This window comes from Streptomyces sp. NPDC059785 (assembly GCF_042732375.1).
Lineage (GTDB): Bacteria > Actinomycetota > Actinomycetes > Streptomycetales > Streptomycetaceae > Streptomyces.
This window is the reverse complement of sequence record NZ_JBHWHV010000047.1, coordinates 16,021-29,333: the sequence shown is the minus strand read 5'-3', so window position 1 is coordinate 29,333 and position 13,313 is coordinate 16,021. Positions and strand designations below refer to the sequence as shown.

The window sequence follows — 13,313 nt, the reverse complement described above, 5'->3', positions numbered from 1 at the left end:
CTCATGCCTTGATCAGTCCGGCGCCGTGCAGGGCGTCGGCCGCGTCGGCGACGGCGTCGAACGGCAGCCCGGACCGCTCGGCGACGTCCAGCAGACTGTGCTCGCCGTCGGAGAGGCTGAGCACCCACAGCATGGCCATCTGGGTCTGTTTGGTGTCGCTGCGGCCGCCGAGCGCGTCGTAGAGTCCGCGCCGGCCGAGCTGGGGTTCGCCGTAGGGGCTGAGGTTGACGTAGCGCCGGTTGCGGTCCAGGACGGCGAAGGCCTCGCGGCAGACGGCGAGGGTGTCCGCCATCGCCTCGGGGGTGACGAAGTCCGGGTTGTCCGCCGAGGTGTGGTACTCGGGGTATCCGGCGTAGGGGGTCCTGCTGAGCGAGCCCACCCCCAGGTCGAACCCGGGGGAGCAGTACTGCCGTTCGTCGTAGCCGTAGGGGGTGAACTCGGTGATGCGGTGCGGGCGTTCGGAGGTGGTCAGTACGTGCCGCAGCACCCGGTCGATCTCCGCGTCCCCTCGCCTGCTCTGTTTGTACGTCAGTTGGCCGGGGTCGCCCGCGCAGGCCAGTACCAGGCCGTGCTTGACCCGGTCGATCCGCTCGGCGTTGCGGGCGAGCCAGGTGATCGCCCCGATGGTGCCGGGCGCGAAGACGAACCGGTAGGTGTGGTAGGGGGTGCGCTCGGCCAGTGCCCGGGCCAGGAACACCGCCACCGCGATCCCGGCGAGGTTGTCGTTGGCCAGCGACGGGTGGCAGACGTGGCAGGAGACGATCACCTCGTCGGTGACCTGTCCGGGGACGACGTGCTCGGCGTAGGTGAGGTGGCCGTCTTCGAGGGTGGAGTCGACGCGTACCTCGTACTCGCCGTCCGGCAGCGCGTCCAGGGCCTCCTGGGCCAGGCAGAACCCCCACTCGGGCTGGTAGTAGCTGGTGCGGTACGGGACCCAGGCCGGGTGGTCCGGCAGGGTGTGCAGGTGTGCGCGGAGTTCGGACAGCGGCATGGTCGCCGACACCGGCACGCTGTAACCGAGCACGTGCAGGCTGGACGCGGCGAAGTCGACGACCCGCCGGCCCGTGGCGTCGGCCACGTAGGCGTCCCGGATGTTCCACTCCTGGGGCACCGTCCAGTCGAGGACCTGTGTGCCGGTCGGCACCTCGTGGACCTGGAGCGGGAGGTGTTCGCCGACGATGTCCAGGGTGGCGCGCACCCCGTCGCCCGTGATGCTGCGGCACAGCGGGTACAGCCGCCGTACCAGCGCGTGCATCCGCGCGCCGGCCGTGGTCACCGGCGCCACCGCAGGGTGTCGTCGACGGTGCCGGCCTCGGATGCCGCGCGCAGGACGGCGAGGCGGGTGAAGCGCTGCTCGAAGCCCTCGCGGGTCAGCCCGTGTTCGCGGTAGGCGTCGGCGAGTTCGAGGGCGCCCCGCTTGACCGTCCACTCGCAGTCGAAGCCGGGTACGGCGGCGCGGAAGGCGGCGAAGTCCACCCGGTACGAGCGCGGATCTGCGCCGTTCTCCCCGGTGATCCGCACCTTCGCGCCGGACACCGCCTCGGCGACCTGCCCGGCGATCTCGGCGACCGTGACGTTGTTGATCTCGCTGCCGATGTTGAACGCCCGGTCGTGCACCGCCTCACGCGGGGCGCCCAGCGCGGCCGTGAAGGCGCGGGCGATGTCGGCGGCGTGCACCAGCGGGCGCCAGGGGGTGCCGTCGGAGAGCACCAGGACCTCGCCGGAGAGCAGCGCGTGGCCGACCAGGTTGTTCAGCACGATGTCGGCGCGCAGCCTCGGGGAGAAGCCGAAGGCGGTGGCGTTGCGCAGGTAGACCGGGGTGAAGTCGGCGTCGGCCAGCATGTGCAGGTCGTCCTCCACCCGCACCTTGGACTCGGCGTACGGCGTCACCGGGCGCAGCGGGGCATCCTCGGCGACCAGGTCGCCGCCGCCCGCGGCGCCGTAGACGGAGCAGGTCGACGCGTACAGGAAGCGCCGTACCCCGGCGTCGCGGGCCAGCCGGGCCAGGTGTACGGACGCGTGGTGGTTGATGTCGTAGGTGAGTTCGGGCGCCAGCGAGCCCAGCGGGTCGTTGGAGAGCGCGGCCAGGTGGATCACGGCGTCGGCTCCGGCGACGTGCTCGGGTGTGACGTCACGCAGGTCCACCCGGTGCCCCGCGGGGTCCGCGGGCGGCGGGCCGAGAACGCAGTCGGCGAACAGGCCGGCGTCGAGACCGACGACCTCGTGCCCGGCGGCGGCGAGGACCGGGGCCATCACGGTGCCCAGATAGCCCTGGTGCCCGGTCAGCAGTACGCGCAAGGTTCAATCCCCCAGGTCGATGGTGAGTTTGGTGACGGCGAACGCCTCGGCGTAACGCGCGTGGCACTCGATGCCGCGGATCCGGGCCAGCCCGAGGAAGGCCTCCCGGTCGTACCAGGGCCGGTGCCGCTGCGAGGGGTAGTGCTCGTGCAGCAGCCGCACCTTGTCCTCGGCGGTCTTGGGCGACAGCGGCTGGTACGCCGTCGGGCGGCCGAGGTCGCCGTCCCACTTGACGATCTCGTAGCCGAGGACGAGGTGGTCGCGGAACGCGGTGGGTATCAGCCGCGCCAGGCCGCGGTGGTCCTGGTGGGCGTCCTCGGTGCGCGGGGCCAGCACCAGGTCGGGTTCGGTCCGCCCGCGCAGCTCCTCGACCGCGGCCTTGGCCTCCTCCCACTGCGCGGGCAGCCGGCCGTCCGCCAGTTTGAGCACGGTCAGGCGCAGGTCGGCGCCCGGGCAGAAGGCGTCGAGCGCGGCCTGCTCCTCCTGCTCGCGCTCGCCGCCACCACCGGTGAGCACGAGCGCGTCGACGCGGACGCCGGGCCGGGCGCGGCACAGCGTGAGCAGAGTGCCGCCCGCGCCGATGGCGATGTCGTCGCAGTGCGCGCCGACCGCGACGATCCGCTCCAGGTGCCCGGCCCCGAGCCCGATCACGCGCTCACCCCGGCATCGTCCCGTTCCCACACGGCCCACGGGCGCTCGCCGCGGGCGTAGGCGGCGTCGAGCGCGGCCCGTTCCTTGACGGTGTCGGTCGGCTTCCAGAAGCCGCGGTGCCGGTAGGCCACCGTCCGTCCCTGCTTGGCGAGTCGGGCGCAGCCGTCGGCGACCAGGTCCCCGTCCTCGGGGATGTGGTCGAAGACCTCCTGGCGGAGCACGAAGTAGCCGCCGTTCTCCCACAGCGGCAGTTCGCCCACCGCGGTGATGCCGCCCACCAGGCCGTCCTCGCCCAGGTCCACGCAGTGGAAGGAGGACTGCGGCGGCACCACCATCATCGAGGCGCCGGCGTCGCGCCGGGTGAAGTTATCGATCATCTGCGGCAGCGGGGCGTCGGTGAGCACGTCGGCGTAGTTGGCGAGGAACATCTCGTCGCCGTCCAGGTGTTGGCGCACCCGGCGCAGCCGCTCCCCGATGGGCGAGTCGACGCCGGTCTGCGCGAACGTGATCGTCCAGTCGGCGATGTCGGTGGACAGCAGCTCGGTCCGCCCGCCGCGCAGTACGAAGTCGTTGGACGTCGTCTCCTCGTAGTTGAGGAAGAAGTCCTTGATGTGGTGGGCGCCGTAGCCCAGGCACAGGATGAACTCCGTGTGCCCGAAGTAGGCGTAGTAGCGCATGACGTGCCAGATCAGCGGGCGCGGGCCGACCATCGCCATCGGCTTGGGCATGTCGTCGGAGGCTCCGCTGCGCATCCGCAGCCCGTAACCGCCGCAGAACAGTACGACCTTCATGCTGCAACCTCTCTCACGACGTGGCCTCGACGATGCTCAGTTCCGGGATGGGGAAGACCAGGCGGCCGCCCCAGTCGTGCACGAAGGACAGTTGCCCGACCAGTTCGGCCCGCAGGTTCCAGGGCAGGACGAGGACCCAGTCCGGCCGGTCGGCGGCGATCTGCTCGGGCGGCAGGACCGGGATGCGGGTGCCCGGGGTGAACCTGCCGTGCTTGTAGGGGTTGCGGTCGACCGTGTAGGCCAGCAGGTCGGGCCGGATGCCGCAGTGGTTGAGCAGGGTGTTGCCCTTGCCGGGGGCGCCGTAGCCGACGACCGTCTCGCCGCGTTCGGCCGCCTTGATCAGGAACTTGAGCAGGTCGCGGCGGACCTTGGCCACCCGGGCGGAGAACTCGGTGTACCCGGACAGCTCCTGTAGCCCGGCGGCCTTCTCCCGGTCCAGGACGTCCGTCACACGCCGGCTCGGCTCGCCGGCCGCCGCGACCGGGCGGGCCCACAGCCGGATGGAGCCGCCGTGCGTGGGCAGCAGCTCGACGTCCACGAGCGTGAGCCCGCCGCTCTCCAGCGCCCGGATCGCGGACGCGACCGTGTAGTACTGGAAGTGCTCGTGGTAGATCGTGTCGTACTGGTTCTGCTCGATCAGGGTCAGCAGGTGCTGCACCTCGATGGAGACCCAGCCGTCGTCGGCGACCAGGGCGCGCAGCCCCCGGGTGAACCCGACGACGTCGGGGATGTGCGCGTACACGTTGTTGGCGACGACCAGGTCGGCCGGGCCGTGTTCGGCGCGGACGTGCGCGCCGGTGGCCGGGTTGAGGAACGCGGTGAGCGTGGGCACGCCCGCGTCCCGCGCCGCGGCGCCGACGTTCACCGACGGCTCGACGCCCAGGCAGCGGATCCCCCGCTCCACCATGTGCCTGAGCAGATAGCCGTCGTTGCTGGCGACCTCGACCACGAAGGCGTCGGCGCCGAGTCCGAGGCGTTCGACGGCGTCGGCGGTGAAGGCGCGCGCGTGCTCCACCCAGGAGGTGGAGAAGGAGGAGAAGTACGCGTACTCGCTGAACGTCTCCTCCGGTGTGATCAGCGGCGGGAGCTGCGCGAGCCAGCAGTCGGTGCACACCCGCAGATGCAGCGGGTACGCCGGTTCGGGCCGGTCCAGTTGGTCCGCGGCGAGGAAGCTCTCGCACGGCGGAGTCGCTCCCAGGTCGACGACGCTGGCCAGCGCCGCCGAACCGCAGAGTCGGCATCGTGTCATCTACGTCCCCCATCCCCGCCCGCGCGGGTGCTCCGCCGCGGGCCTGTGCTCGTGTCCCCTGCCGGCGGCGGGCCGTCCCCGCCGCCGTACCGTCCCGCGATCGCGGTGCGGTACCCCTCCACCAGGCGTTCGAGGCCGACGGCCGGGCTGAAGCCCCGCTCGTAACGGCGCCGGGCCGCCTGGCCCATCTCCTGGTTGCGGGCCGGATCGGCCGTGATCCGGCAGATGCATGCCACGAGCGAGTCGCGCTCGCCCGGCCGGTGCAGCAGCCCGCTCACCCCGTCCTCGACGAGTTCGGTGAACGCGCCGTGAGCGGCCGCCACGGCCGGGACCCCGGCCGCCATCGCCTCCGCGACCACCAGGCCGAACGTCTCCAGAGCGGTCGAGGGCGCCAGCACGGCGACCGACCGCGCGACGGCCTCCCGGCACCGGGCGGGGTCGTACAGGCCGGCGTAGCGCACGTCGTCCCGGCCCGCCGCCCAGGCGGTCACCTCGTCCGCCAGCGGCCCCGCGCCGACGATCACCAGCGGCACGCCCACCCCGCCGGACGCGGCGATCTCGTCCCACGCCGCCATGAGCAGCCGTACGCCCTTGGCCTCCGCGAGCCGGCCCAGGAAGAGCACCTGCTCGCCCGCGCCCGTCCGGCGGATGCCCGGGTCGGTCACGAAGTTGTGCTTGACCGCCAGCCGCTCCGCCGGCATGCCGGCCCGCACCAGGACCTCGCGCTGCGCCGCGGAGACGCAGAAGAACCGCTCCACACCGGACCACCACCGCCGCCGGTTGACCGACAGGCTGACCGCGAGCGGCACCGTCGCCAGGCGGGAGCCGCGGTAGCAGCCGTGCCGGACGGCGGGCAGCGGTGCCGCGGAACCGACGCACTCGGTGCAGGTCCGGCCGTCCCGTTGCAGCGTGCCGGGCGGGCAGACCTGGGTGTAGTTGTGCAGCGTGGCGACGGCGGGCACGCCCGCGTCGGCGCAGGCCGCGAGGACCGCGGGCGACAGCAGCGGGAAGACGTTGTGGACGTGCACCACGTCGGGCCGCTCGGCGCGCAGCCGGGCGGCCAGCTCCCTGCGGACCCCCGGGTTCCACGGCACCAGGAACGGGATCGCGGCCTTGCCGGGCAGGGACCGGGCCGCGATCCCGTCGCTGCGCCGCTCGAACACCCCGACCCGGTGGCCGGCTTCGCGCAGCAGCGCCACCTCGTCGTCGACGACCTTGTTCTCCCCGCTCGGCTGCGCCGAGGAGTAGCGGTTGTGCACCACGAGAACGTGCAAGCCGTGCATGGTCAGTTCACCTCCGGGCCCAGCGCGGGACGTGTCGTCGGGGGAGCGCGGCCGCCGGCGGGGGCGGCGCGGCGGCGGGTGCCGCGAGGAGCGAGGCGGCCAGCGCCAGATGGAGCAGGTACGGCGAGGCGTCGCCGAGGCCGGCCTCGGTGTACGACGACATCGCGCAGTAGCTGATCAGGAAGATCGCGCAGGCCCGCGGCAGCGACGGCGGACGCAGCAGCGCGACACCGCCGAGGGCGAGGAGGAACCCCGCCACGATGGTGACGCCGAGCAGGCCCTGCTCGTGGTAGACGGCCAGCCAGCTGTTGTCGATCGGCAGCCCGGCGAACGACTTGTCGCTCAGGCCCACCCCGAACACCTTCTCGCCCATCGTGCGGGGCGCGGCCAGCAGCGCGTCCCAGACCTTGGCCCGGCCGGTGAGGTTGGAGAAGTTCTCCTGGCTCTGGCCGCGCAGGAACCACGCCTGGAGCGCGGAGGCGAACGCCACCGCGGCCACCGTGGCGATGACCACCGTCCAGACGAAGAACCGGCGGGCGGCGGCGCTGGTCAGCAGCAGCGAGCCGATCGCCAGCACCAGGCCGACGAGCAGGCCGAGGGTGGCCGTGCGGGTGTGGGTCAGCGCGAGCAGGACGAGCGAGACCACGATGACCAGCGCCGCGCTCGCCCCGGTGGTCCGCCGGCCGAGGAGCAGCAGCACGGTCAGCCCGGTGATCACCGCGGTGTACTGGCCGATCTGCGGCGGGGTGAGCGGCCACAGCGCGCCGACCAGCCGGCCGCCGTAGTACTCGGGCAGGGCGGTGCCTGGTGAGACGACCAGGCCGGCCGCCACCGACACGAGCACCGGGACGTACATCCGGATGTGGTACCGGACGAACGCCGTGCCGCCGTCCCACCAGCGGCTGAGCAGCCACAGCGTGCCGACGAACAGGGCCAGCCGGGCGCAGCGGAACAGCGCGCCGAAGCCGGCCTCCAGGTGCGCGCTGGCGATCACGCTCGGCACCAGCAGCAGGGTGAGCAGGAACAGGTAGGCGCTGGGCCTGACACGCAGCCGGGTGTTGACGGCGAGCGCCAGCGCGAACGCGGCGACCAGCGCGCCCATGGTGGCCATCTGGATGAGGGAACGGGGCAGCGTGACGATGGTCTTCGCCCCGGCGGAGCCGAGCGTGTTGAGGCCCAGCAGCGCCCAGGCGATGCCGACGGCCTTCGGCGGCCCGGCCGGGCGCGCTGCGGCACCGGTTCGGGTGTCCTGCGTGCCGGGGCCGCCGGGAGGCCCGCCGCGCAGCGGTTCCCCGCTCATCTCAGCCTCCGGCCTGTGGGTCGAAGGTGCTGCCCGCGTCCTGCCGGTAGGGCGTGGCCTGCCACTGCCCGGTGTCGAGCCCCCGGCTCATGTCGCCCGCGACGAAGCTCCACGGCCCGAGGTAGACGTTGTCGTGCCAGCGGTTGTGCTGCTCCAGGGTGACCGCGTCGGCCACCCGCTCGCCCTTGTACGGCGACCACTCGGGGTAGGTGCCGTAGTTGGCCAGCAGTGCCATGCGGCCGCACTCCGCCGCGCACTTGACGACGGAGGTGTCGAGGACGAAGCGGTTGTCGTGGATGTCGACCCGCTGGGTCTTCCACCGGCAGTCGGAATACAGCGGCGCTCCGGCAATGGCCGGCCGCTTGCAGCGGTGGGTGTCCTTCACCAGCAGCGTGCAGTAACCGGTCGAGGTGTTGGCCGGGCTGTTGCAGAACCGGTCGGCGTTCTCCCACAGGGTGATCCCGGACCAGTTGTCCTCCAGCAGGTTCCGGTAGATCTCGATCCTGTCCGTGCGGGCCCCGACGCGTGGTTCGCCGCCGGACTCGGACACGTAGACGGCCGCGTACGGGAACTCGTCGCCGCGCTCGGCGTACGCGCGGCCCACGACCCAGTTGTTCCGCCGGATCGTGTTGTCGCGGACGACCGCGTTGTAGCTGGTCTCGTACATCAGCGCCGCACCGTCGTTGCCCTCCAGGACGTTGTCCTCGATGCGGAAGTCGTTGTTGTTGTTGTCCGCCCACAATCCGGCGCCGCGGTTGTCGTGCACCCAGTTGCCGCGGATGTCGGCGCCGTCGACGGCCCAGAACTTGATGCCTCCGGTGCAGCCGCAGCCCGGCTTGCGCCGCTCCCAGTCGTCGGCGTTGTTGCCCGTGATCTCGTTGCCCTCGACCACCAGGTGCGTGATGGAGTCACCGCTCTTGTAGGCGTTCATGCCGTACTGGCCGTTCTCGCGCAGACAGCTCGCGCGGACCTGCTGGCGGGCACCGGCCATCAGCCCGGCACCGGAGTTGTACTGGATCTTCGCATGCTCGATCACCCAGCCGTCGGCCATGTCGTGGTTGACCACGCCCTCGTTGTTCGGCGCGGCGAAGTGCTGCACGGTCAGATGGCGGATGGTGACGTCGCGGGCGGTGCCGCCGAACGCGTACTGGTTGGTCTTGCGGCCGTCGAGCACCGCGCCCGGCGCGCCGAGGTAGCGGTCCCCCTTCTTTGGCACGACCTGCGCGTAGCGGTCCGACGCGAGCCGGTGCTTGCCCGGGCGCAGCCAGAACGTGGTGTTCGGGGGGTTCTTCTTGGTCTTCTCGGCCAGGTCGCCGACCTTGGCGGGGTCGACCGTCACCGCGCCCGCCGGGGCCTTCGCCGGACCGGCCGCGGGTCCGGCGCACACCCGGGCCACGGAGGTGGAGCGCGCCCCGGACGTGGAGGGCGTACCGGTGGGCTCCGCCGGGGCGTCCGGCGTGCCCGTGCAGCCGGTCGCCGCGAGCAGGACCAGCGCCAGCGGTGCAGCCGGCCGTGCCCAGTGCCGCCACTTGACCTCCACGTGTCCCCCTTCCTGGCCGTTTCCTAGCCGCTGTGGCCGCGGAACCTGAGTACGGTGGTGAACTCGCCCGACCGCGCGGCGGCGCCGGTGGAACCGGTGCCGATCAGCGTGGTGGCGGGCTCCTTGCGCCCGAAGCCGGGGGAGTACCAGCCCAGCGGCGGGTCGCTCTCGCCGCGGTGCGCCCGCCAGCTCAGCTCCCCGGGCAGCTCCAGCACCGCGGAGCGCTCCTCGCCGTCCCGGGACCAGGTGAGCACCGCCCGGTTCCCCGACAGGTCCGCGGTGATGGCCGGGCCGAGGTGGAACGCCAGGCGGGCCGCCCGGTGCGGGCCGCGCACCTCGTCGACCACCCTCAACTCACGTGTCGAGGACGTCAGTTCCACCCGGCGGCGGTGCACGGTGCCCTGGTAGCCGTCGTGCTCGGCGCACCAGCGGACCGTGTCCGCGCAGGAGGTGTCCGCGCTCAGGACGCGGCTGCGGGCGTGCCGGGTCCACAGGAACGGGCCGCCGGAGCCGGACTGGTCGGCGCCGTCCAGTTCGAGGGTGTTGTGGCCGAGGGTCGAGCGGAAGTACCGCCGCCACTCGGGCTGCCCGTGGTAGCAGTACGTCCCCGGGTCGGCGAGCACGTCGACCCCGTCGTGCCGGACCTCCACGGACAGCGCGTCGGCGTGGGCGTGCGCGGCGATGGACAGGAAGCCGTGCGGGCCGCCGTCGCAGCGGCACCAGATCCCGCCCGGGCCGCGCAGAATCGTCAGGCCCGCGTCGGCGAAATGGGCCGGCCGGCTCGCCGGACGGGCCACGGACCGGGTGCCGGGCTCGATGAGCGCGGTGAGGAACGGGGTGCGCACATCGCCGCCGGTCACCTCAGGCCACCAGGAGAGCCGGCCGAACACGGCCTGCCCGGTGGCCAGCAGCGAGGCCCAGCGGTCGGTGCCCGCGCCGTCCACGACCAGCCCGTGCCCGTCGTCCGCGTCGCCCTGGCGCGGCGGCCGCAGCCGGCCGTCCACGACGGCCGCGAGCGCGTCGGTCATCCGCAGCAGCACCAGCCGGGTCGACGCGGGGACCGGCACCCCGGCGGCGTCCGCCTCGGCCACCGCGGCCAGGCCGAGTTCGAGGACGAGTCCGTGGTATTCGGTGGCCAGCTCGCGGTTGAGGCCGGAGCCGAAGGTGTTGGCGCGCATCTGCCGGTCGAGGGTGCGCAGCGCTTCGGCCCGCCAGCGCGCCGAAGCGGGGAACCAGCCGAACGCGCAGGCCGCGGCCGCCTGCCCGGCGGCCTCGGCGATGGCGTGGTTGTTGGCCGAGGACCCCCGGCTGGGGAAGGCGGCCAGCCAGCGCTGGTGGTGCCAGATCTGGTTGCGTGCCACCGGGTTGTCCTCGAACAGGGCGGCCGCGCCCGGCCAGCCGTCGAGCAGCCGGCGGATCCACACCCAGGACAGCAGCCGGATGCCCAGCTCGATGCCGCTGACCCAGTGCACGCCGCGCAGCGGCGCGTTCCCCGCCCACCAGGACCGCAGATGCGCGGCCACCCGCTCGGCGTACCGCTCGTCGCCGGTGACCGCGTAGGCGGCGGCGAGCACGGTCAGGTACTGGTGCCGGGACGGTTCCCAGATCTGCTTGATGTCCCCGGCCGCGTCCTCGTCGCGGTACGGCACGTCGAAGGCGTAACCCCACGGGGCGCGGCGCCCGGTCTTCGGGTCGTACCACCAGTCCGGGTCGGCCAGGTCGTCGCGGGCCACCCCGAAGAACTCGGCGTGCCCGGCCATCAGCCGGTCCGCCTCGGCGATCAGCCGCTTCGCGGCGTCCGGCTCCACCGCGGCGACCGTGCCCGCGGGCAGGACCGCGGTGAACTCCGCGCCGCTCACGTCCGGGCAGTCGGGGCGGGCCGAGCGCCACCGCCGTCTGCGCACGGTGTCGGCGACCCGGCCGCCGATCTCCCGCGGTCCCATCCGGGACAGCCGCCGCAGGTACCAGCCCGGTCCTCCCGGGCTCGCCGTCATCGCGTTCTCGCCAGCGTCACGGGCGCGCCGCCGGCCAGTGCTGTCCGCACGGCGAGGGTGGCCGCCGTGGTGGCGGCCAGCGAGTCCAGCGGCACCGGCATCGGCCCGCCGGTCCGCACGGCCTCGAGGAAGGCGTCCAGCTCGGCGCGCTGGCCCTTGTCCCGGGCCTTGGCGAGGCGTGAGCTGACCCACCGTTTGCGGCCGTGGACCGAGGCACGCACGAAGTCGTCGAGCCGCAGCACCCGGCCGTCCGCGATGAGGTCCAGCGTCTCCTTGGGGAAGCCGGGCGAGCCGGTGGTGACGTAGCTGATGGCGGCGGTGGAGCCGTCCGGGTAGCTCAGCACGACCTGGAGGTCCTCGTTGCCGGACGCGGCGACCGCGTACACCGAGACGGGGTCGGCGCCCAGCAGCCAGCTCGCCGTGTCGATGAAGTGCCCGCCCTCACCGGCGAACCGCGAGCCCTCGGTGTCCTGCCGCAGGTACCAGCTGCCGTGCTCCAGACGGCCCGCGTTGACGAGGTAGCGCAGGCTCGCGGGGCCGGTCCTGGGGCCGAACCGCCTCCTGGCCTCGCGCAGCAGCGGCGCGAACCGGCGGTTGAAGCCCACCTGGAGCCGGTCGTTGCCGGACTCCTCCACCGCCGCGAGCACGCCGGACAGCTCGTCCTCGGTGAGCGCGAGCGGCTTCTCCACGAAGACCGTCTTGCCGGCCAGCAGCGCCTGCCGGGTCAGTTCGGCGTGCGAGCTGTGCCGGGTGACGACGAACACCGCGTCGACGGTCGGATCGCCGAGCACGGCGTCGAGATCGGTGGTCGCCCGGGCGAAGCCGAACTTGTGCCGGGCGTTGGCCGCGGACAGCGCCGTCGTGGTGACGACGGTCGACAGGGTCACGCCCTCGCGCTGCGCCAGGTGCGGCAGCAGCATCGACGTCGCGTAGTTCCCCGCGCCGACGAAGGCCAGGCGCACCGGAGCCTTGGCGGCCCGCGCCGGAGCGGACGCCGTACCACCGGGTCGCCGCACCGCGGGCACGGCCACCGTCGGGGCCTGCGCTTGCCCTGTCCCGGCCGCGTGCCCGGGATAGCGGAACAGCACGGCCACGGCCTTCAGCGCGCCGTCCTTGAGGTTCTGGTACGTCTCGACCGCGTCCTCGAAGTCGGCCACGTGGGAAACCAGGGGCTCCACGTCGACCCGGCCGCGTGCCATCAGGTCGAGGAAGCAGGCCAGGTTGCGGCGCTCGGTCCAGCGCACGTAGCCGATCGGGTAGTCGCGCCCCTGGAGCTCGTACTCCGGGTCGTAGCGCCCGGGGCCGTAGCTGCGGGAGAAGCGGACGTCGAGCTCCTTCTCGTAGTACGCGTTCCACGGCAGGTCCAGGCGGCACTTGCCGATGTCGACGACCCGGCCGCGGTCCCGGCTCAGCCGGGCGGCCAGCTCGACGGGCTGGTTGCTGCCGCCGCCGGCCGCCAGGTACACCTGGTCCACGCCGTGCCCGTCGGTGAGCTCGGCGACGGCGGCCTCCACGGCCGCGGAGACGGGATCGCCGCAGGCCGCGGCGCCCAGGCGCTCGGCGAGCCCGCAGCGCACCGGGTCCGGATCGACCCCGACGACACGGACCCCCGAGGCGGTGAGGAGCTGCACCACCAGCTGCCCGATCAGCCCGAGGCCGATGACCAGCGCCACCTCGCCGAGCTGCGGCTCACCCTGGCGGACGCCCTGCATCGCGATCGACCCGACGGTGCCGAAGGCCGCGTGCCGCGGCGCGAGACCTTCCGGCACCGGCACGCAGAGGTTCTTCGGCACCCAGTTCAGCTCGGCGTGCAGCGCGTGCTCGTTGCCGGCGCAGGCCACCAGGTCGCCGACCTTCACCTCGTCGATCCCGGCGCCGACCTGCTCGACCACCCCGCACAGCGAATAACCCAGCGGCGTGTAGGAGTCCAGCTTGCCCATCACCTTGCGGTAGGTGGCGCCCACCCCGTTGGTGGCCACGCTCTGCATGACCTTGGCGACCTGGTCGGGCCGGGAGCGGGCCTTGCCCACCATCGACATGCCGGCCTCGGAGACCTTCATCAGCTCGGTTCCGGTGGAGATCAGCGAGTAGGCGCTGCGGACCAGCACACCGTCCGGCTTGCACCCGGGCACCGGCACGTCGAGCAGCGTCAGCTCGCCGCTCTTGTAGTTCTGCACAACCTGTTTCACCCGAAGTCCTCTTGTCTC

10 protein-coding genes are annotated in these 13,313 nt (G+C 72.9%); all 10 read right to left on the bottom strand.

The annotated features are described in order from the left end of the window. Position 1: 1 nt before the first annotated feature. Genes ACFV6E_RS30015 through ACFV6E_RS29970 form a run of 10 tightly spaced genes read right to left on the bottom strand, consistent with a single transcriptional unit; the run spans position 2 to position 13,295 of the window. Entirely contained in the window at positions 2–1,285 is a 1,284-nt protein-coding gene (locus ACFV6E_RS30015; RefSeq protein WP_385164194.1) for a DUF4910 domain-containing protein, read from the bottom strand. Beyond that, on the bottom strand, positions 1,273–2,298 hold the full coding sequence (locus ACFV6E_RS30010; protein WP_385465822.1) for an NAD-dependent epimerase/dehydratase family protein: 1,026 nt from the start codon (positions 2,296–2,298) through the stop codon (positions 1,273–1,275). Before ACFV6E_RS30010 ends, ACFV6E_RS30015 begins: the two co-directional genes overlap by 13 nt. 3 nt (positions 2,299–2,301) lie before the next feature. Then, complete coding sequence (locus ACFV6E_RS30005) at positions 2,302–2,949, bottom strand: PIG-L deacetylase family protein (RefSeq protein WP_385164200.1); 648 nt, start codon at positions 2,947–2,949, stop codon at positions 2,302–2,304. Next, positions 2,946–3,740, bottom strand: coding sequence for a glucose-1-phosphate cytidylyltransferase (locus tag ACFV6E_RS30000; protein WP_385465820.1), 795 nt, complete (start codon positions 3,738–3,740; stop codon positions 2,946–2,948). Before ACFV6E_RS30000 ends, ACFV6E_RS30005 begins: the two co-directional genes overlap by 4 nt. Before the next feature lie 13 nt (positions 3,741–3,753). After that, positions 3,754–4,989 carry a class I SAM-dependent methyltransferase gene (locus ACFV6E_RS29995; RefSeq protein WP_385465817.1) on the bottom strand — a complete coding sequence of 412 codons (1,236 nt, stop codon included), beginning with the start codon at positions 4,987–4,989 and terminating at the stop codon, positions 3,754–3,756. Next, positions 4,986–6,263, bottom strand: coding sequence for a glycosyltransferase (locus ACFV6E_RS29990; protein WP_385465898.1), 1,278 nt, complete (start codon positions 6,261–6,263; stop codon positions 4,986–4,988). Before ACFV6E_RS29990 ends, ACFV6E_RS29995 begins: the two co-directional genes overlap by 4 nt. A 16-nt stretch (positions 6,264–6,279) precedes the next feature. Continuing rightward, positions 6,280–7,572 (bottom strand): O-antigen ligase domain-containing protein, encoded by a 1,293-nt coding sequence (locus ACFV6E_RS29985; protein ID WP_385164208.1) that lies wholly within the window; start codon positions 7,570–7,572, stop codon positions 6,280–6,282. Position 7,573: 1 nt separating this feature from the next. Further along, positions 7,574–9,112: a right-handed parallel beta-helix repeat-containing protein gene (locus ACFV6E_RS29980; RefSeq protein WP_385465814.1), complete on the bottom strand. Its 1,539-nt coding sequence runs from the start codon at positions 9,110–9,112 to the stop codon at positions 7,574–7,576. Between the two features lie 23 nt (positions 9,113–9,135). Continuing rightward, complete coding sequence (locus ACFV6E_RS29975; protein WP_385465812.1) at positions 9,136–11,106, bottom strand: alginate lyase family protein; 1,971 nt, start codon at positions 11,104–11,106, stop codon at positions 9,136–9,138. After that, positions 11,103–13,295: a bi-domain-containing oxidoreductase gene (locus tag ACFV6E_RS29970; RefSeq protein WP_385465809.1), complete on the bottom strand. Its 2,193-nt coding sequence runs from the start codon at positions 13,293–13,295 to the stop codon at positions 11,103–11,105. Before ACFV6E_RS29970 ends, ACFV6E_RS29975 begins: the two co-directional genes overlap by 4 nt. Positions 13,296–13,313: the final 18 nt, after the last annotated feature.

What these genes read in the sequence shown, in the direction of transcription:
- ACFV6E_RS29975 (WP_385465812.1), bottom strand. Translation starts at nt 11,106, where the DNA reads ATGACGGCGAGCCCGGGAGGACCGGGCTGGTACCTGCGGCGGCTGTCC.
- ACFV6E_RS29995 (WP_385465817.1), bottom strand. Translation starts at nt 4,989, where the DNA reads ATGACACGATGCCGACTCTGCGGTTCGGCGGCGCTGGCCAGCGTCGTC.
- ACFV6E_RS29985 (WP_385164208.1), bottom strand. Translation starts at nt 7,572, where the DNA reads ATGAGCGGGGAACCGCTGCGCGGCGGGCCTCCCGGCGGCCCCGGCACG.
- ACFV6E_RS30000 (WP_385465820.1), bottom strand. Translation starts at nt 3,740, where the DNA reads ATGAAGGTCGTACTGTTCTGCGGCGGTTACGGGCTGCGGATGCGCAGC.